The 17,142-nt window shown below is 59.3% G+C and carries 21 protein-coding genes; 10 read left to right on the forward strand and 11 right to left on the reverse strand.

The window, feature by feature from the left end; translation table 11 throughout:
- Positions 1 to 7 precede the first annotated feature (7 nt).
- The 3 genes from KVH01_RS13760 (at position 8) to KVH01_RS13770 (ending at position 2,380) form a co-directional block, all read left to right on the forward strand.
- A complete protein-coding gene (locus KVH01_RS13760; protein ID WP_043046770.1) occupies positions 8 to 472 on the forward strand; it encodes a CreA family protein in 465 nt (154 codons plus the stop codon).
- 101 nt (positions 473 to 573) lie between these two features.
- The gene (locus KVH01_RS13765; protein ID WP_217881808.1) at positions 574 to 1,056 is read left to right on the forward strand and encodes a glutathione peroxidase; all 483 of its coding nucleotides are present in this window, start codon (positions 574 to 576) and stop codon (positions 1,054 to 1,056) included.
- A 220-nt stretch (positions 1,057 to 1,276) separates the two neighbouring features.
- Positions 1,277 to 2,380, forward strand: coding sequence for an NADH:flavin oxidoreductase (locus tag KVH01_RS13770; RefSeq protein WP_217881809.1), 1,104 nt, complete (start codon positions 1,277 to 1,279; stop codon positions 2,378 to 2,380).
- 49 nt (positions 2,381 to 2,429) lie between these two features.
- Here KVH01_RS13770 and KVH01_RS13775 read toward each other — a convergent pair whose 3' ends face one another.
- The 3 genes from KVH01_RS13775 to cysZ form a co-directional block, all read right to left on the reverse strand.
- Positions 2,430 to 2,609, reverse strand: coding sequence for a hypothetical protein (locus tag KVH01_RS13775; RefSeq protein ID WP_217881810.1), 180 nt, complete (start codon positions 2,607 to 2,609; stop codon positions 2,430 to 2,432).
- A 154-nt stretch (positions 2,610 to 2,763) separates the two neighbouring features.
- The gene (locus KVH01_RS13780; protein WP_217881811.1) at positions 2,764 to 3,942 is read right to left on the reverse strand and encodes a glycosyltransferase family 4 protein; all 1,179 of its coding nucleotides are present in this window, start codon (positions 3,940 to 3,942) and stop codon (positions 2,764 to 2,766) included.
- Positions 3,943 to 3,996: 54 nt separating this feature from the next.
- Complete coding sequence (gene cysZ / locus KVH01_RS13785) at positions 3,997 to 4,761, reverse strand: sulfate transporter CysZ (RefSeq protein WP_217881812.1); 765 nt, start codon at positions 4,759 to 4,761, stop codon at positions 3,997 to 3,999.
- A gap of 295 nt (positions 4,762 to 5,056) precedes the next feature.
- Here cysZ and trxB point away from each other — a divergent pair, with 295 nt between their 5' ends.
- Positions 5,057 to 6,019, forward strand: a complete 963-nt coding sequence (gene trxB, locus KVH01_RS13790; protein ID WP_217881813.1) for a thioredoxin-disulfide reductase — start codon at positions 5,057 to 5,059, stop codon at positions 6,017 to 6,019.
- 123 nt (positions 6,020 to 6,142) lie between these two features.
- Here trxB and KVH01_RS13795 read toward each other — a convergent pair whose 3' ends face one another.
- From KVH01_RS13795 to KVH01_RS13820, 6 genes are read right to left on the reverse strand one after another with little or no spacing between them, the layout of a single operon-like run.
- Positions 6,143 to 6,484: a HopJ type III effector protein gene (locus tag KVH01_RS13795; RefSeq protein WP_124413037.1), complete on the reverse strand. Its 342-nt coding sequence runs from the start codon at positions 6,482 to 6,484 to the stop codon at positions 6,143 to 6,145.
- Positions 6,477 to 6,773 (reverse strand): DUF1244 domain-containing protein, encoded by a 297-nt coding sequence (locus KVH01_RS13800; protein WP_014719882.1) that lies wholly within the window; start codon positions 6,771 to 6,773, stop codon positions 6,477 to 6,479. The genes KVH01_RS13795 and KVH01_RS13800 overlap by 8 nt, the downstream gene beginning before the upstream one ends.
- 24 nt (positions 6,774 to 6,797) lie before the next feature.
- Positions 6,798 to 7,169, reverse strand: a complete 372-nt coding sequence (gene folX / locus KVH01_RS13805; protein ID WP_217881814.1) for a dihydroneopterin triphosphate 2'-epimerase — start codon at positions 7,167 to 7,169, stop codon at positions 6,798 to 6,800.
- A 2-nt stretch (positions 7,170 to 7,171) separates the two neighbouring features.
- Entirely contained in the window at positions 7,172 to 7,732 is a 561-nt protein-coding gene (folE, locus tag KVH01_RS13810) for a GTP cyclohydrolase I FolE (RefSeq protein WP_217881815.1), read from the reverse strand.
- Positions 7,733 to 7,752: 20 nt separating this feature from the next.
- Positions 7,753 to 8,463 carry a dihydromonapterin reductase gene (gene folM, locus KVH01_RS13815; RefSeq protein WP_217881816.1) on the reverse strand — a complete coding sequence of 237 codons (711 nt, stop codon included), beginning with the start codon at positions 8,461 to 8,463 and terminating at the stop codon, positions 7,753 to 7,755.
- A 56-nt stretch (positions 8,464 to 8,519) separates the two neighbouring features.
- On the reverse strand, positions 8,520 to 9,077 hold the full coding sequence (locus tag KVH01_RS13820; protein WP_217881817.1) for an antibiotic biosynthesis monooxygenase: 558 nt from the start codon (positions 9,075 to 9,077) through the stop codon (positions 8,520 to 8,522).
- A 213-nt stretch (positions 9,078 to 9,290) separates the two neighbouring features.
- On the opposite strand from KVH01_RS13820, the gene KVH01_RS13825 reads away from it, so the two are divergent.
- Positions 9,291 to 10,247 carry a MerR family transcriptional regulator gene (locus KVH01_RS13825; protein WP_217881818.1) on the forward strand — a complete coding sequence of 319 codons (957 nt, stop codon included), beginning with the start codon at positions 9,291 to 9,293 and terminating at the stop codon, positions 10,245 to 10,247.
- A 2-nt stretch (positions 10,248 to 10,249) separates the two neighbouring features.
- Here the strand turns inward: KVH01_RS13825 and KVH01_RS13830 are convergent, their stop codons facing one another.
- Positions 10,250 to 10,855, reverse strand: a complete 606-nt coding sequence (locus KVH01_RS13830; RefSeq protein WP_059396513.1) for a hypothetical protein — start codon at positions 10,853 to 10,855, stop codon at positions 10,250 to 10,252.
- A 58-nt stretch (positions 10,856 to 10,913) separates the two neighbouring features.
- Entirely contained in the window at positions 10,914 to 11,381 is a 468-nt protein-coding gene (locus tag KVH01_RS13835) for a PAS domain S-box protein (RefSeq protein ID WP_046069483.1), read from the reverse strand.
- Between the two features lie 128 nt (positions 11,382 to 11,509).
- Here KVH01_RS13835 and KVH01_RS13840 point away from each other — a divergent pair, with 128 nt between their 5' ends.
- The 5 genes from KVH01_RS13840 to KVH01_RS13860 all read left to right on the forward strand — a co-directional run bounded on the left by KVH01_RS13840 (position 11,510) and on the right by KVH01_RS13860 (position 17,133).
- On the forward strand, positions 11,510 to 11,965 hold the full coding sequence (locus tag KVH01_RS13840) for a flavodoxin (protein WP_217881819.1): 456 nt from the start codon (positions 11,510 to 11,512) through the stop codon (positions 11,963 to 11,965).
- Positions 11,966 to 12,156: 191 nt separating this feature from the next.
- A complete protein-coding gene (locus KVH01_RS13845) occupies positions 12,157 to 12,939 on the forward strand; it encodes a class II aldolase/adducin family protein (protein ID WP_217881820.1) in 783 nt (260 codons plus the stop codon).
- Entirely contained in the window at positions 12,939 to 13,841 is a 903-nt protein-coding gene (locus KVH01_RS13850; RefSeq protein ID WP_217881821.1) for an alpha/beta fold hydrolase, read from the forward strand. Before KVH01_RS13845 ends, KVH01_RS13850 begins: the two co-directional genes overlap by 1 nt.
- 116 nt (positions 13,842 to 13,957) lie before the next feature.
- A complete protein-coding gene (locus KVH01_RS13855; protein WP_043046786.1) occupies positions 13,958 to 14,869 on the forward strand; it encodes an SDR family oxidoreductase in 912 nt (303 codons plus the stop codon).
- Positions 14,870 to 15,351: 482 nt separating this feature from the next.
- On the forward strand, positions 15,352 to 17,133 hold the full coding sequence (locus KVH01_RS13860; protein WP_217881822.1) for a DUF1302 domain-containing protein: 1,782 nt from the start codon (positions 15,352 to 15,354) through the stop codon (positions 17,131 to 17,133).
- Positions 17,134 to 17,142 lie beyond the last annotated feature (9 nt).

Here is a 17,142-nt window from a genome sequence, read left to right on the forward strand (position 1 = left end):
ATACCTGATGCGCGTAATGAAGGGATTGCTTGGCCTGTTGCTCGCCATGCCACTACTGGCCTCGGCCGAAGAGATTGCCCAGGTCTCGACAGTGTTCAAGTTTGTCGGCCCCAACGACCGGATCGTGGTCGAAGCGTTTGACGACCCCAAGGTCGATGGCGTGACCTGCTACCTCTCCCGCGCCAAGACCGGCGGCGTCAAAGGCGGCCTGGGTCTGGCCGAAGACCGCGCCGAAGCCTCGATTGCTTGTCGCCAGGTCGGCCCGATCCGCTTCAAGGGCGAGCTCAAGGACGGTGACGAAGTGTTCAAGGAGCGCACCTCCCTGGTATTCAAGACCATGCAGGTGGTGCGTTTTCTCGACAAGAAGCGCAATACCCTGGTGTACCTGGTCTACAGCGACCGTCTGATCGAAGGCAGCCCGCAGAATGCGGTGACGGCGATTCCAATCTTGCCGTGGCCGACCGCTCAGTAACCGGCAAGCGTGTTTCGTCACCGACGTCTATGATTGCAGTCTTGCGGGTTGTAAGCTCCAAGGGCTGCAATGCAAAGAACATGGGATATCTGGAGTTCGTCATGAGTGCTTTCCACGATCTGAAACTCAAAGCCTTGGACGGACAAGAGCTGCCGCTGGCGCCCTTTAAGGGCCAGGTTGTGCTGGTGGTCAATGTGGCGTCCAAATGTGGTTTGACCCCGCAATATGCGGCATTGGAAAGCCTCTACCAGCAATACAAAAACCAGGGGTTTTCGGTGCTTGGCTTGCCGTGCAACCAGTTTGCAGGCCAGGAGCCGGGCTCCGAGGAAGAGATCCGCGAGTTCTGCAGCCTGAACTACGGCGTGACCTTTCCCCTGGGCAGCAAGCTCGAGGTGAACGGTCCTGACCGTCACCAGTTGTACCGTCTATTGGCGGGCGAGGGTGCAGAGTTTCCGGGGGATATCACTTGGAACTTCGAGAAGTTCCTGTTGGGTAAAGACGGCCGGGTATTGGCGCGCTTCTCGCCGCGTACCGCTCCGGACGACCCGACAATCGTGCAGGCCATCGAAAAAGCCCTGAGCTGAAACACACCCACTGTAGGCGCGAGCTTGCTCGCGAAGATCGCCAACGGTAACGCGTTTATCCTGACTTAACGCGTGTGTTTGGGTTCTTCGCGAGCAAACTCGCTCCTACAAGTATTCGGCTACTTTTATCCCCTTAATCACCCAGATCAATAGTGCTATTCGGCACGCTGCACTGCCCATATTATCCGCATCATAAATTTCTTTGCGGTGGAGTGCTGCCATGCCGGTCCAAGCCTTGTTCAAACCTTTCCAGCTCGGTGCATTGCAACTGTCTACCCGCGTGGTCATGGCCCCCATGACCCGTTCGTTCTCCCCGGGGGGCGTACCCAACTCCAAAGTCATCGAATACTACCGCCGTCGCGCCGCTGCCGGTGTGGGCCTGATCATCACTGAAGGCACCGTGGTCGACCACCCGGCGTCCAACGGCTACCCCAACGTCCCGCATTTCTACGGTGAAGCCGCCTTGGCCGGTTGGAAGAAAGTGGTCGACGCGGTACACGCCGAAGGCGGCAAGATCGTGCCACAGCTGTGGCATGTGGGCAGTGTGCGCCGCATCGGCACCGAGCCTGACGCCAGCGTGCCGGCCTACGGCCCGATGGAAAAACTCAAGGACGGCAAGGTGATGGTTCACGGCATGACGGCCCAGGACATCAAGGACGTGGTCAATGCCTTCGCCCAAGCCGCCAAGGACGCCCAGGCCATCGGCATGGACGGTGTAGAAATCCACGGCGCCCACGGTTACCTGGTAGACCAGTTTTTCTGGGAGGGTAGCAACCAGCGCACCGACGAATACGGCGGTAGCCAGGCCAACCGTTCGCGCTTTGCCATCGAGTTGATCCAGGCGACCCGCGCCGCAGTGGGCCCGGATTTTCCGATCATCCTGCGTTTCTCCCAGTGGAAGCAGCAAGACTATACGGCGCGCCTGGTACAAACACCGCAGGCGTTGAGTGAATTTCTCACGCCGTTGGCTGACGCTGGCGTTGATATTTTCCACTGCTCCACCCGTCGTTTCTGGGAGCCGGAATTCGAAGGCTCCGATCTCAACCTGGCCGGCTGGACGCGCCAGCTCACCGGTAAGCCGACGATCACCGTAGGCAGCGTCGGCCTGGACGGCGAGTTCCTGCAGTTTATGGTCAACACTGACAAGATTGCGCAGCCCGCCAGCCTGGAAAACCTGCTGCAGCGCCTGAACGATGATGAGTTTGACTTGGTGGCGGTGGGCCGTGCGCTGCTGGTTGACCCGGACTGGGCTGTGAAGGTGCGCGAAGGGCGCGAGGGCGACATCCTGCCCTTCAGCCGCGAGGCGTTGACGACGCTGGTATAAGAGACTGGACTCCCTGTGATAACCACAGGGAGTTTTGCGGCTCTAGTGATTAATACTCTGGACGCTTATTCAGCTCTTTGTGGTGGTCAGCCTTGATCGCATCTTTATGCCCAGGCTGACCATAGGTTGGCGGTTCTGCGCGAGATTGATCCAGCCATTGTTGCTGGCGTGTCCATTCCGCGGTTGGCATATTGACGCCATTGCGTACACCCATTCCATAAATCGGCATTGTTCAATATCTCCATTATTTAAAAGGGCCTGCTTGACCGGCAGGTATCAATGGTTGGCGTTTCGTGGCCCATGGGTTCCCCTTTTAAATACCAGGCAAAACTTGAGTGGCCTGCTGCAGGCTCATCGCGGTTTTCACGTAAACGGCAGATTGCTCAGCGCACATAAGGTTGCGGCGCAAGGGCGAAACGCTCCCCGCACACCCGACGCAAGTGATGCTCGAATTGCTCGATAATCGCTGCCCAGCCTTGGCGGCTGGCATGTTGGCGAGCATTCAAGCGCATGCGCCTTAAACTCTCCGTATCCTCCAGCAGCCAGTTGGCCGCCTCGCAAAACGCATCTTCATCCCCTGGCATCGCCAGCACGCCGTTATAGCCGTGACGAATGTGCTGGGTAGCGGCTGCCTGGTCGTAGGCCACCACACCCAGCCCCGAGGCCATGGCTTCCAGTACCACGTTGCCGAAGGTTTCGGTCATGCTGGGGAACAAGAACACATCGCCGGACGCGTAGTGCCGCGCCAGTTCTTCACCGCGCAAGGCCCCGCAGAAAATCGCTTCGGGCAGTTCCTTTTCCAGCATTGCCCGTTGCGGCCCATCACCAACGATGATCAGTTTCATCTGGCGCATTGGGTAACGGTCCTGCAGCGTCTCGAAGCAGCGTTTCAGCAGGCCCAGGTTCTTTTCCTGTGCAAGCCTTCCCACGTGCAGCACGGCGATTTGCTCATTGTTCAACGCCCATGTTTCGCGCAGTGCGTTGTCGCGTTTGGCCGGATGGAACAATTGGCTGTCGACGCCCCGTGACAACATCTCCAGGCGCTCGAAATGTCGACGTTCCAGTTCCAGCCGTTGGCTGGCGCTCGGTACCAGGGTCAGGCTCGAACGGTTATGAAACCAGCGCAGGTAATGGGTGACCAGGCGACTGAGCAAGCTCAAGCCATACTGGTTCGAATACTGCTGGAAGTTGGTGTGAAAACCGCTGACGACGCTGATACCCAGCCGACGCGCCGCGCGCAGGGCCGATAAGCCCAGCGGCCCCTCCGTGGCGATGTACAGCACGTCCGGACGTTGGCGGCTCCAGCGCCTGAGCAATTTGTGCATCGACGACTGGCCCCACTGCAGCCCTGGATAACCCGGCAATGGCCAGCCGCGACACAGCAGCAATTGATTGTCACTCGAGCGGCTCTCGTCGGCACCTTGGCGCGGGCGTACCAGTTCGATCTGATGGCCGCGCGCACGCAAACCCTCGCACAGGCGGCCGAGGGTATTGGCCACCCCGTTGATTTCCGGCGGGAAGGTTTCGGTGATCAGGGTGATGTGAAGCGAGGCTGTCGTCATGACCCACAGTGTCGCCGTGGGCCATGTCGTCATTGTGTCAGTGGGATGATGGATTTATGACTTGGCAACGGCTTGCTGAGCCATCGTCTCGGCGCCTTGCTCGCGTACCCAGAACAACGTCGCCCCGGCGACCGCAGCCGGCATCATCAGCAGATTGACCACCGGCACCAGCAGCACCAGGTAGACGATGCCGCCGAAGCTCATGCTCTGCCAGCGTTTCTGGCGCAGCCAGGCGAGCATTTCGTTCCAGCCCAGCTTGTGGTTATCTGCCGGGTAGTCGATGTATTGGATAGCCATCATCCACACGCCGAACAGCAACCATAGCGGCGCCGCGATCAGGTTCACCACCGGAATGAACGACAGGATAAACAGGCCGATGGCCCGTGGCAGGAAGTATCCCAGCTTGCGCATTTCCCGGGCCAGGGTACGTGGGACCATGGCGATCAGCTCACCCCAGCTGAAAGGCGGGAAGTCATCGGTGCCACGTACCACCACCTCGACTTTCTCCGCGAGGAAGCCGTTGAATGGCGCCGCGATAATATTGGCAAGCATGGTGAAGGTAAAAAACACCATCAGCACCACCAGCACCACAAACAGCGGCCACAACAGGTAATTCAAAAAAGCTAGCCAACCGGGCAGCGTCGGTATCAAGCTATCGACCCACAGGCTGAACTGATGGCCGGCAAAATAGATCAACCCGACGAACAACACCAGGTTGATCCCCAGCGGCAATAATACAAACAGGCGCAGGCCGGGGCTCAACACCAGCTTGAGGCCTTCACGCAGGTATTGCGGGCCGGAAAGAACAGGGGCAGGCATGGACAACTCCGAGCAGGATGACGAACGCGCCGACCTTACCGGCTTTGCACAGGATGTGAAAGCGCAGGCACGTAGGCGACATCCACGGTAACAAAGGTGTCGATTAACTCAATCAAGCACATAGAGAGTCGCTATGAGCTGGATTGTTAATGCGTATTTCCTTAATCTTGCCCCCCTCGATACCCTGCACCCATTATTTTTCAGGACCTGGCGAGTTAAAAGCCTTCCCCAAGTGCTTCGCGGTCCTTTTTTATTCCAGCCGCTCTGTGGTTCGAGCGGTCGATAGGAGTGAGTCATGTCTGATACCCGTCATTCCCGAGTGATTATTCTCGGATCCGGCCCTGCCGGTTACAGCGCTGCTGTCTACGCTGCCCGGGCCAATCTCAAGCCGCTGCTGATCACCGGCATGCAGGCGGGCGGCCAGTTGACCACCACTACTGAAGTCGACAACTGGCCGGGCGACGTCCATGGCCTGACGGGGCCGGTGCTCATGGAGCGTATGAAAGAGCACGCGGAGCGTTTTGAAACCGAGATCGTCTTTGACCATATCAATAAAGTCGATTTCTCGCAGAAGCCTTACAGCCTGACCGGCGACAGCGGCGTGTACACCTGTGACGCACTGATCATCGCCACCGGTGCCAGCGCACGTTACCTGGGCCTGCCCTCGGAAGAAGCCTTCATGGGCAAGGGCGTTTCCGCCTGCGCCACCTGCGACGGTTTCTTCTACCGCAACAAGCCGGTTGCCGTGGTTGGCGGCGGTAATACCGCCGTGGAAGAGGCACTGTACCTGGCTAACATCGCCAGCACCGTGACCTTGGTCCACCGCCGCGAGACCTTCCGCGCCGAAAAAATCCTGATCGACAAGCTGCACGCCCGTGTCGCTGAAGGCAAGATCATCCTCAAGCTCAACGCCACCCTGGATGAAGTCCTGGGTGACAACATGGGCGTGACCGGTGCTCGCCTGAAAAACAACGACGGCAGCTTCGACGAGCTGAAAGTGGATGGCGTGTTCATCGCTATCGGCCACACTCCGAACACCTCGCTGTTCGAAGGCGTGCTGGAAGCCAAAGACGGCTATCTGGTGGTGCAGGGCGGTCGTGAAGGCAATGCTACCGCGACCAACATCGAAGGGATCTTCGCTGCCGGCGACGTGGCTGACCACGTCTATCGCCAAGCCATTACCTCGGCCGGTGCCGGTTGCATGGCGGCCCTGGATGCCGAGCGTTACCTCGACGGTTTGAAGGACGCTTCGTTCTAAACAACGCGCAAAAAAATGTGGGAGGGGGCTTGCTCCCGATAGCGGGTTTTCAGCCAAGTATTAGTTAGCTGGCCCACCGCCATCGGGAGCAAGCCCCCTCCCACATTTGGATATGTATTTGACTCAGGATTTGCGAGCCAGCGGCTGCGCGGCAAATTTTACCCCAGCCAAACCATGGGCAATCAAAGCCCGAATATTGCCATGGTCACTGCCGTCCGGCGTGGCCATCACCGAGCGGTAATGCTCGCCAAACGCCAGCAAGGCTTGCTGGTCGCTCAAGCCTTCCAGCAGTGCCAGGCCCAAGGTCTTGCACGAGCCTTCGTTTTGTCCGGCAGCATTTTCCACATCGCCATTGGTGAAAGCCTGCGGCTGGTAGTCGTAATTGGCCGCGACAAAGGCCAGGGTATCGGCAAATACGTGCTCGCCGCTGTCGAGGCTGGCACGCAGGGTATTCAAATCAGTCATGGGGTTTTCCTTTGGCAAACGCTGCTTGTTGGTCGGCGTTGGCTTCTTGCTGGTATTGGGCTTTCCACTCGGCATACGGCATGCCGTACACCACTTCACGGGCTTCATCTAGGCTGACCTCGATCTGGCGCTCGTCGGCCTCGGCCTTGTACCACTTGGACAGGCAGTTGCGGCAGAAGCCGGCGAGGTTCATCAGGTCTATGTTCTGCACATCCTTGCGGCTGTCCAGGTGGGCTACCAGCCGGCGGAAGGCGGCGGCTTCGAGTTCGAGGCGTTGTTGGTCGTTCATAGGGCTCACTGCAGATTCAGGGGGTTAGCGGCTGGCCGCCAGGGTAATCGAAACCGATTCGGCAAAACGCAGCGCATGGGGCTTGTCCACTTCGACCTCGGCGTACAGCACCGACTCGTTGCTCATCACCAGGTCCAGCAACTCTTGGGTCAGGCGCTCCAGCAGAGCGAAACGGTTGCCTTCGACATGGGCGATGATCGCCTTGGTGATGGTGCGGTAGTTCAGGGCGTGGTCGATATCGTTGTCGCGCACGGCTTCCTGGGCGGCATACAGGATGGTCAGGTTGATCAGCACATCCTGCTTATTGAGGATTTCGTCCTCGTTGATGCCGATAAAGGTGCGTAGTTGCAGGTCCTTGACCCGGATACGCGCCATGCCTGGTTGAAGTTGTGGCATTGCTACTTGCTCCGTCCAATCAGTTGCAGGAACTCCATGCGCGTGGTGTTCGATTCGCGAAAGGCGCCGAGCATCACCGAGGTGTTCATGGTTGAATTCTGTTTTTCCACGCCGCGCATCATCATGCACATGTGTTTGGCTTCGATCACCACAGCCACGCCGGCGGCCTGGGTCACGTCCTGGATGGCGTCGGCGATCTGGCGCGTGAGGTTTTCCTGGATCTGCAGGCGTCGGGCGAACATATCCACGATGCGCGCCAGTTTCGACAGGCCCAGTACCTTGCCGGTCGGAATATAGGCTACGTGGGCCTTGCCGATAAAGGGCAGCAGGTGATGCTCGCACAACGAGTACAACTCGATGTCCTTGAGGATCACCATTTCGTCATTATCGGAGGCGAACAGCGCGCCGTTGACGATTTCTTCCAGGTTCTGCTCGTAGCCATGACACAGGTACTGCATGGCCTTGGCGGCACGCTTGGGCGTGTCGAGCAGGCCCTCGCGCTGCGGGTCTTCGCCCAAGCCCTTGAGGATTTCGCGATAGTGGTAGGGCAGGGATAAAGTCATGCAACATCCTCACAAACGGCTTACTTGATATGCCGCCCGCCGTTGACGGTCAGGGTGGTACCGGTGACATAGGGGTTGTCCAGCAGGTAGCGCACGCTCTGGTAGATCACCTCGGGCCCGGGCTCGATGCCCATGGCCGACTTGTCCAGGACCTTGGCGCGATAGGCCGCGTCATCGCCCTCATTGAACATCACCATCGCCGGAGCGATGCCATTGACCTTGATCAACGGCGCGAACTGCGCGGCAAACGACAACGTTAGGCTGTCGAGCCCGGCCTTGGTGGCGCAGTAGGCAATGTGCTGGCGACTGCCCTTGCGCACCACATCATCGCTGATATGCACGATGTCGGCAGGTGTCGAGCGTTGCAGCAAGGGTGAACAATGCAGGTTGATCAGGTACGGCGCAAGCATGTGCACGCTGAACATGTCGATAAAGGCGCGGCTTTCGTCGCCCGGGGTTTCTGCGACCCATGCCGACGCGTTGTGGATGATCGCGCGCAGGCTTTGGGTGTGGGTGTGCAGTTCGGCAATAAAGGCAAGAATCCCGGCTTCGCTGGAGAAGTCGGCGAACACACCGATGGCACCCCGATCGCGCAGGGCCTGCACGCCGGGGCGTTCGCTGCGGTAGCTGAAAATCACCGATTGGCCCTCGCCCAGCAGGCGCTCGGCGCAATGCAGGCCGACCCGTTGGCCGGCACCGGTGATGAGGATCGGGGCGTTGGTTGCAATCATGGGAGGCTCAAGTCGCTGGCAGGCTGAAACTATACCAGCGCTCCCGCCCCCTGTACTCAAGCGGCGGCTTCGGTGACCTTGCGAGGAGGCGAGGGCTGTAGCCAGTTCGCCAGCAGATGGGTCGACAGCGGGATGAAGAGGTAAACCATCAACGGTGTCAGCGCAGCCGTGCTGACCAGTACCCGGCTGAACAAGTCCAACTCGTTGAGCAGCGGCCCCAGGCCGAAGTTGAACAGCAATGACACCGGGAAAAACGCCAGCCAGATCGCCACGGCCTGTTTCCAGCGTGGAGGGCGAGCACCCACGGCGCCAAACCAGCCATCGATACCGCTTACACGGTGCTCGGATGGGTCGGCAAACAGTTCACTGCCGCGGCTCAGCCACGCGCTGCGTGAGGCGGAAAACTCCCAGGCGTGCAGGGTCTTTTCATCGGCGAAGCGGAAGATGATCTGGAATTCATCGTCATGGGCTGGCGGGGCCAGCACGCCGGAACCCAGGTAACCAGGGAAGTCAGTGGCCAATTGCTCGCCTTCGCGCAGCCAGGCCATCAACTCTTCGTAGCGACCTTTGGCGACGCGGCGCGCAACCATCAAGGTGACGGGGGAGGTAGACATCGTGTATCTCCAAGTGATCAGGTGCGCTGGGCCGGGTAAGCGGCGCACGAACGAAGCTGCGGGGGTGATGCAGCGACGTAAAAAACAGGCAAGGATTATTCCTGTTTTGCCGAGATACGCCAGAAACTTCGGATGGATCGCCGTAGATCTTGAATCATGGGCTGCAATGGGCGTTAAATAAGATCCAAGCTCACACGAATTTTTTGACCGCTGATGTCCGAAATCATTGCTCCTGTTCGAGAAGAGACACCCGACAGTCACGCTGACGCCGAGGTGCTGTTTCCGATTCGTGAAGTGGCAAGGGTTACCGGTGTTAACCCGGTGACACTGCGTGCCTGGGAGCGTCGCTATGGCTTGATCCAGCCCGTGCGCACCGAAAGTGGGCACCGGCTGTATTCAAGCACCGATATCGATACGGTTCATCGCATTCTCGACTGGATCGAGCGTGGCGTAGCGGTGAGCAAAGTGGGCAAGATCCTGGCGCGCCACCCACTGCCTGGCGAGCCCGCCACGGCGTCACGCAGCGATACCGAACTGGAGTGGCGCCAGTGGCAGGCGCAGCTGAGGTTGGCAATCAGCGCCTTTGATGATCATGAGCTGGGCCAGCTGTATGGCCAGATCTTCAGCGTCTACTCAACGACAGTGGTGTTTCAAGACATTCTGATGCCGCTATGGCAGCAACTGTTGCGTCATCAGGGGCGCTTTGGCCAGGCCAGCGAGTGGCTGTTCTTCGACAACTTCCTGCGCTCGCACGCCTCGCGTTGCCTGCAGATGGCCTGTGCCTCGCCGGTACCCAGGGTGCTGTTGGCGGCCATCGCGGGAGAGTGCCGTGAGCTGGAAATGCTGGTTGCAGGCCTGTTGATGTCAAGCGACAAGCTCGCAGTCAAGGTTCTGGGAGTGGGCCAGCCACTCGATGAATTGACGCTGATTTGTGAGAGAACCCGGCCGCAAGCCTTGGTGATGTTTTCCAATCACGCACCCGGCGCAGAACTACCATCGCGGCTCAATCGCCTTGCATTGACGCTCGATTGCCCGCTGCTGCTGGCTGGGGATGTCTCTGACCTGGCCGAACAGAGCCTCGCGGGCTCGTCGATTGGTTGCCTGGGCAATGACGGCCGTGTGATGCCACGTCGCTTGCAGCAGTTTCTCAGCGGTCGCCTGGATACCTGATCTCAGGCATGCACCTGGGGATGGACCAGGCGGTGCTGGTGCAGGATGAACTGGCGCAGGCGCTCGATTTCACCGGCATCACTCTGATTCAGGCGATAGGCAAACAGGCCTCGAGCGGTTTCCCGCTCCAACGTACCGCGCAGCGCGATACGCTCGTAGCCGGAAGGGCTGAACCACAGGGAAAAGGTCTTGGGTGGGTTGGTCCGGCCACGCACCTCTACCAGCACACCCTTGAATGACACTTCGTGCACCCACAATGCGCTGGCGTAGCCCTTGACGTTCTCCAGCGCCACGGGCGCTTCCAGGGCCAGCCGCCAGGGGCGGATCATCGGGCCGTCTTCGAAAATGCTCGGCACACCCAGGCGCAAATGCACGGCATGAAATTCATCTTCCACCAAATGCAGGGGGAAGGTCAGTTGCTGGTTGTCGAACTGCGCCTGGATGGTGACCTGGTCGTGAGCGGCAAGCCGGGTTAGCAAATCGCGAATCTGCGCTCCGCCATTGACCGTCAGGCTCGACCACGCATCCCGCAGGTTGAGCTGCGGGTTGTGCTGCATGTCCTGGATAAAATCCAGCTCGTCCTGCGTCAATAGCGTGTGGCGCTGCATTGATCTGGCTCAAGGCTAAGGCATTAAAGAGCCATTATCGCTCTAAAGGCTGCATCTTTTACAGTTTGTTAATTCCGCTCGTCGCCTTGAGAGCCGCGAGCTCGGCTTTGAGTTCGGCCAATTGGGCTTCCAGCTGGGCAACGCGTTGCTGCGCCTTGACTTGAAGGGTGACGTCTTTTTGCACGCCGACGAAGTACGTCTGCTTATCGGCCTCGTTGTACACCGTCGAAAGCGATAACTCATTCCAGAAGTGGCTGCCGTCTTTGCGGTAGTTGCGCAGGATCTCCCGGCACATGCCACCGCTGTCGAGGGCTTCACGGATGGCCATCAGCGCCGGCTGGTCACGGTCGCCTGACTGGAGGAAGCGGCAGTCCTGATACAGGATCTCGTCCAGGGTGTAGCCGGTCATCCGCTCGAAGGCCGGGTTGACGTAGATCAGCGGTTTGTCCCTGCCTTCGCGTTCGGCAACGACGATGCCGTCGTTGGAAGCATTGACGACCATTTGCAGCAGCTTGGCGTTAATCATTGAGCGGTCCATGGCTTGTTTTGACCCTGCAAGTTTATGGCAAGTCTTGAATGTTGCACGGTGCGCACTGAAATATTGGCACGGGCTGCTAATATCCCAGGCTTTCACTCAACTACAGGATCAGATTGATGAAAGTCGCCATCCTTTCCGGCTCGGTCTATGGCACGGCTGAAGAAGTCGCTCGCCATGCCAAAGAAATCCTCAAAGACGCCGGTTTTGAAGCCTGGCATAACCCTCGCGCTACCTTGGCCGACGTGCAGGCGTTTGGCCCTGAGGCCTTCCTGGCGGTGACCTCGACCACCGGCATGGGTGAGTTGCCCGACAATCTGCAACCCCTGTATTCGACCATTCGCGATCAACTGCCCGCTGCCTGGCGCGGCCTGCCCGGTGCGGTCATTGGGTTGGGCGATGCCAGTTATGGCGATACTTTCTGTGGTGGCGGGGAGCAGATGCGCGAATTGTTCGCTGAGTTGGGAGTACGTGAGGTACTGCCGATGCTGCGCCTGGACGCCAGCGAAAGCGTCACCCCGGAAACCGATGCCGAGCCGTGGCTGGCCGAGCTGGTCACTGCACTGCGCGGTTGATCGCAGTCAGCGTCGTCAGTGAAGACCTGCCTTCATTGACGGCGTTTGCCTGACACAAATTTGTACTATTCTGTTGGCTGACTCGCTCAGTCATCAAGCTGGCTGCGAAGGCAACTCCTTCGGCCTCGGCGTCTGACTAGACTGGCTCTCACTTTCGACACAATAAGAAGTGCGCCAAGGAGGTCATTGCCGTGAGCCTAGCCCCCGCTTTATCGCCACAAAATGTCAAAGCCCTGGTCAGCGCTGCCGAATGGCAGACCCGCGTCGACCTGGCGGCCTGTTATCGCTTGGTGGCGATGCATGGCTGGGACGACCTGATTTTCACGCATATTTCCGCCAAGGTGCCGGGCACCGAAGACTTCCTGATCAACCCCTATGGGCTGATGTTCCACGAGATTACCGCCTCGAGCCTGGTCAAGGTCGACCAGGCCGGCAACAAGCAGATGGACAGCCCCTACGAAATCAATCCTGCGGGCTACACCATCCACAGCGCCATCCACGAAGTGCGCCATGACGTGACGTGCGTGCTGCATACCCACACCGCTGCGGGCGTGGCGGTCTCTGCACAAAAGCAGGGGGTGTTGCCTATCAGCCAGCAATCGCTGTTCGTGCTGTCGAGCCTTGGCTATCACGCCTATGAAGGCGTGGCGCTCAATCACGAAGAAAAGGCGCGCCTGCAGGCGGACCTGGGCGACAACAATTTCCTGATGCTGCACAACCACGGCCTGCTGACCTGCGCCGGCACCATCGCCGACACCTTCCTGATGATGTTCACCTTCCAGCGTGCCTGCGAGATCCAGGTACTGGCGCAAAACGGCGCCACCGATCTGATTGCCATCGGGCCGCAGATTCTCGCCGGTGCCAAGGCGATGGTGGCAGCTGTCACAAAAAGCGCCCAAGGTATGGGCGGTGCGCTGGCTTGGCCGGCGCTGCTGCGCAAACTGGACCACCAGGACCCCGGATATAAAAGCTGATGCCACTTGCCGAGATACCACTCAGAGCCTGGCGCAAACGCGGCCAGGACTTCGTCTTTCGTGGCCATACCCTGCGTTACTGGGTGGCCGGGCAGGGCGAGCCATTGCTGCTGATTCATGGCTTCCCCACTGCCAGTTGGGATTGGCACTATCTGTGGCAGCCGTTGGCCCAGCGCCATCTAGTGATTGCCTGCGACATGCTCGGCTTTGGCGACTCGGCCAAGCCCCTGAATCACGACTATTGCCTGCTGGAACAAGCCGACTTGCAACAGGCACTGCTTGATCACCTGCGAGTGGAGCAACCGGTGCATGTCCTGGCCCATGACTACGGTGACAGCATCGCCCAGGAATTACTCGCCCGGCATTACGAGGGGCGTTTTCAGATGGCCAGCTGTGTGTTCCTCAACGGCGGGCTGTTTCCGGAAACCCATCGGCCGACGTTGGTGCAAAAGTTATTGCTCAGCCCCCTGGGCTGGATGATTGGCCGGGCATTTGGGCGTAATGCACTGGCCAGCAGTTTCAACCAGATCTTCGGCCCGCGCACACGCCCCAGTGAAAGCGCCCTGGACGATTTCTGGAGCCTGATCAACGGCAACGATGGCCCACGCATCCTGCACAAGCTGATTGCCTACATTCCACAGCGCCATCGCCTGCGCGAGCGCTGGGTAGCCGCCATGCAGCAGGGCGGTGTAGCGTTGCGGGTGATCAATGGCGAGGTTGATCCTATTTCCGGCGCCCATATGGTCGAACGCTATCACCAACTGGTGCCCCACGCCGACACGGTACTGCTGGCCAATATTGGCCACTACCCGCAGATCGAGGCGCCGGTGCAAGTGCTCAAACACTACCAGGCGTTCCGTGATCGTCTCGGCCAGCCGGCGCCGCGTGCGGTCTTTTCCTGAAAATGCATCATCCTGCTGCCTTATCGAGCACCATTCAGCCTCGGCCGTCTTTATTGTGACCAAAGGCGCTGTGCGTGACACTCTGGTTATTCCCATAGTCGCCAGCGGAGTTCGGTATGAGTGAATCAGTGCAGTTTCAGGATAAGGTCGTGATCGTCACCGGTGCCGGCGGTGGCCTGGGCCGAGCCCATGCGCTGCTGTTTGCCAAACACGGGGCCAAAGTGCTGGTTAATGACCTGGGTGGCTCAACCCAGGGTGAGGGCGCGAATGCCTCGGCGGCCGACCGCGTGGTGGCCGAGATTCGGGCGGCGGGGGGCATTGCCGAAGCCAACCATGATTCCGTCACCGACGGCGACAAGATCGTACAGAACGCCCTGGATGCATTCGGCCGTGTTGACGTAGTGGTCAACAATGCCGGGATTCTGCGCGACAAGACTTTCCACAAGATGGACGACAGCGACTGGGACCTGGTTTACCGGGTGCATGTCGAAGGTGCCTACAAAGTCACCCGCGCCGCCTGGCCCCATCTGCGCGAGCAGGGTTATGGTCGGGTGATCTTCACCGCCTCCACCTCTGGCATCTACGGCAATTTCGGTCAGTCCAACTACGGCATGGCTAAGTTGGGTTTGTATGGCTTAACCCGTACGCTGGCGCTGGAAGGGCGCAAAAACAATATCCTGGTCAACGCCATTGCACCCACGGGCGGCACGCGCATGACCGAAGGGCTGATCCCGCCGCAGGTGTTCGAACGGCTCAAGCCGGAGTTGGTCAGCCCGCTGGTGGTGTACCTGGGCAGTGAAGCCTGCGGGGAAACCGCGGGTTTGTTTGAAGTCGGTGGTGGTTGGATCGGCAAGACCCGCTGGGAGCGCAGCCTGGGGGTGGGCTTTGATCCTGAGGCGGGCTTCTCTCCGGATGATGTGGCAGCTCACTGGCAGCAGATCTGCGATTTTGAAGGGGCGGCACATCCCAGGGACAATATCGAGGCACTGAAGGAGATGATGGCTAACTTGCAGAAGTTCAGCCTCTGATCGTTGCTGGAAAAACACTGAATCCTACGGGGCGTCGATGACGCCCCGGTTTATTCCAGGCATAAAAAAGGCCGCTGCATAAGCAGCGGCCGAAGTAAGACGTTGGATCAAGGAGCGACAAATCAACGTCAGTGAACACCGGCAACAGACTGAATAAAGGATCAATCTGTTGTAAATAGGCTTTTTCTCCCAACCTTGGAAGCGGGCTGTTTGCCCTGAAAGCCGGGTAAGAATAATCGGTTGTAACAAAATGAGTAATAGCAGTTCAGGACAAGGACTGTTACATAAATGACAATAATTTCCCCCCGCCATCGATCCTCCTGATAGCCCCATATCCGTCCAATCCATGCCTGCTGTGCAAACCCCGTCCTGCTGGGCTGTTCATCCTTTCGAGTGACAACACGAATACCTCCTTGGTGCGCTTATCCCTCCTCAAGGGCGGCAGTAGGGTGGGGCCTTCTGTCACTCACCGGGGAAGACGCATGACAAAGACAATAATGCGCGCCATCTTCAAGCCACAGGCGCTGGCCACTGCGGTTGCATTGGGTTGCTGCGCACAGGCGCAGGCGGTTTCGTTCAATATTGGCGAGATCGAAGGGCAATTCGATTCTTCGCTTTCGGTGGGCGCGAGCTGGGGTATGCGCGATGCCGACAAAAGCCTGGTCAGTACCGTCAACGGCGGCACCGGCCAGGCGTCTACCGGGGATGACGGGCGCCTCAACTTCAAGAAGGGCGAGACCTTTTCCAAGATCTTCAAGGGCCTGCACGACCTCGAGCTTAAATACGGCGATACCGGCGTATTCGTGCGTGGCAAGTACTGGTACGACTTCGAGCTCAAGGACGAAGACCGTGAGTTCAAGCAGATCAGCGACCACAACCGCAAGGAAGGCGCCAAATCCAGCGGCGCGCAGATCCTCGACGCCTTCGTCTACCACAACTACTCCCTGGGCGACCTGCCCGGTACCGTGCGCGCCGGCAAGCAGGTGGTCAGTTGGGGCGAAAGCACCTTCATCGGTAACTCCATCAACAGCATCAACCCCGTTGACGTCTCGGCGTTTCGCCGCCCAGGGGCCGAGATCAAGGAAGGGTTGATCCCGGTGAACATGCTGTTCGCATCACAAAGCCTGACCAACCAACTGACCGTGGAGGGTTTCTACCAGCTGGAATGGGACCAGACCGTGCTGGACAACTGCGGCACATTCTTCGGAGGGGATGTGGCGGCGGACGGCTGCACCGGTAACTACACGGTGGGTAACCCGGCGATTGCCCCTCTGCAGCCCATAGCAGCGGCACGTGGCCAAGGCTTTGTGGTGACCCGCGAAGGGGTGGTAGTGCAGCGTGCCGCCGACCGTGATGCACGAGACTCCGGCCAGTTTGGCGCGGCCTTGCGCTGGCTGGGTGATGACACTGAATACGGCCTGTACTTCATGAATTACCACAGCCGTACCCCGACCGTGGGCACGATTACCGCCAATACCAACCTTGCGACCATCGGTGCCATTGGTGCCGCTGCTCCGCCCGGCTTCGGGTCGGCCCTGGCCCAGAGCACCATGCTCGGCCGTGGCCAGTACTACCTGGATTACCCGGAAGATATCCGCCTGTTCGGTGCCAGTTTTTCTACCACCCTGCCTACCGGCACGGCCTGGACTGGCGAGATCAGCTATCGGCCGAATGCACCGGTACAACTCAACACCACCGACCTGACGCTGGCACTGGTCAATCCGATTGCCGGCAATACCGCGTCGCCGATCCGCAGCGCGTTCGGCGCGGACAACAAAGGTTACCGCCGCAAGGAAATTACCCAGATCCAAAGCACCATGACCCAGTTCTTCGACCAAGTGCTGGGCGCCGAACGCCTGACGCTGGTTGGCGAGGCGGCGGTGGTGCATGTCGCGGGCCTGGAGGATAAAAGCAAGCTGCGTTACGGCCGCGACTCGGTGTACGGCGCCTACGGTTTCGAGGGCGACACTGACGGTTTCGTCACCTCCACCTCCTGGGGCTACCGCGCGCGGGCGATCCTCGACTACAACAACGCGATTGCTGGGGTGAACCTTAAGCCCAATCTGTCCTGGTCCCACGATGTGGCTGGCTACGGCCCCAACGGCCTGTTCAACAAAGGCGCCAAGGCTATCAGCGTCGGCGTGGATGCGGACTATCGCAGCACCTATACCGCCAGCCTCAGCTACACCGACTTCTTTGGCGGTGACTACAACACCCTGACCGACCGCGACTTCCTCGCCCTCAGCTTCGGCGTGAACTTCTGATCTGGCTTA

The organism is Pseudomonas khavaziana (assembly GCF_019145205.1).
GTDB classification, from domain to species: domain Bacteria; phylum Pseudomonadota; class Gammaproteobacteria; order Pseudomonadales; family Pseudomonadaceae; genus Aquipseudomonas; species Aquipseudomonas khavaziana.

What these genes read in the sequence shown, in the direction of transcription:
- KVH01_RS13795 (WP_124413037.1), bottom strand. Translation starts at nt 6,484, where the DNA reads ATGACTGATTTGAATACCCTGCGTGCCAGCCTCGACAGCGGCGAGCAC.
- trxB (WP_217881813.1), top strand. Translation starts at nt 5,057, where the DNA reads ATGTCTGATACCCGTCATTCCCGAGTGATTATTCTCGGATCCGGCCCT.
- folE (WP_217881815.1), bottom strand. Translation starts at nt 7,732, where the DNA reads ATGACTTTATCCCTGCCCTACCACTATCGCGAAATCCTCAAGGGCTTG.
- KVH01_RS13840 (WP_217881819.1), top strand. Translation starts at nt 11,510, where the DNA reads ATGAAAGTCGCCATCCTTTCCGGCTCGGTCTATGGCACGGCTGAAGAA.
- folX (WP_217881814.1), bottom strand. Translation starts at nt 7,169, where the DNA reads ATGCCACAACTTCAACCAGGCATGGCGCGTATCCGGGTCAAGGACCTG.
- KVH01_RS13825 (WP_217881818.1), top strand. Translation starts at nt 9,291, where the DNA reads ATGTCCGAAATCATTGCTCCTGTTCGAGAAGAGACACCCGACAGTCAC.
- KVH01_RS13775 (WP_217881810.1), bottom strand. Translation starts at nt 2,609, where the DNA reads ATGCCGATTTATGGAATGGGTGTACGCAATGGCGTCAATATGCCAACC.
- KVH01_RS13830 (WP_059396513.1), bottom strand. Translation starts at nt 10,855, where the DNA reads ATGCAGCGCCACACGCTATTGACGCAGGACGAGCTGGATTTTATCCAG.
- folM (WP_217881816.1), bottom strand. Translation starts at nt 8,463, where the DNA reads ATGATTGCAACCAACGCCCCGATCCTCATCACCGGTGCCGGCCAACGG.
- KVH01_RS13760 (WP_043046770.1), top strand. Translation starts at nt 8, where the DNA reads ATGCGCGTAATGAAGGGATTGCTTGGCCTGTTGCTCGCCATGCCACTA.
- KVH01_RS13820 (WP_217881817.1), bottom strand. Translation starts at nt 9,077, where the DNA reads ATGTCTACCTCCCCCGTCACCTTGATGGTTGCGCGCCGCGTCGCCAAA.
- KVH01_RS13855 (WP_043046786.1), top strand. Translation starts at nt 13,958, where the DNA reads ATGAGTGAATCAGTGCAGTTTCAGGATAAGGTCGTGATCGTCACCGGT.
- KVH01_RS13770 (WP_217881809.1), top strand. Translation starts at nt 1,277, where the DNA reads ATGCCGGTCCAAGCCTTGTTCAAACCTTTCCAGCTCGGTGCATTGCAA.
- KVH01_RS13780 (WP_217881811.1), bottom strand. Translation starts at nt 3,942, where the DNA reads ATGACGACAGCCTCGCTTCACATCACCCTGATCACCGAAACCTTCCCG.
- cysZ (WP_217881812.1), bottom strand. Translation starts at nt 4,761, where the DNA reads ATGCCTGCCCCTGTTCTTTCCGGCCCGCAATACCTGCGTGAAGGCCTC.
- KVH01_RS13765 (WP_217881808.1), top strand. Translation starts at nt 574, where the DNA reads ATGAGTGCTTTCCACGATCTGAAACTCAAAGCCTTGGACGGACAAGAG.
- KVH01_RS13850 (WP_217881821.1), top strand. Translation starts at nt 12,939, where the DNA reads ATGCCACTTGCCGAGATACCACTCAGAGCCTGGCGCAAACGCGGCCAG.
- KVH01_RS13860 (WP_217881822.1), top strand. Translation starts at nt 15,352, where the DNA reads ATGACAAAGACAATAATGCGCGCCATCTTCAAGCCACAGGCGCTGGCC.
- KVH01_RS13800 (WP_014719882.1), bottom strand. Translation starts at nt 6,773, where the DNA reads ATGAACGACCAACAACGCCTCGAACTCGAAGCCGCCGCCTTCCGCCGG.
- KVH01_RS13835 (WP_046069483.1), bottom strand. Translation starts at nt 11,381, where the DNA reads ATGATTAACGCCAAGCTGCTGCAAATGGTCGTCAATGCTTCCAACGAC.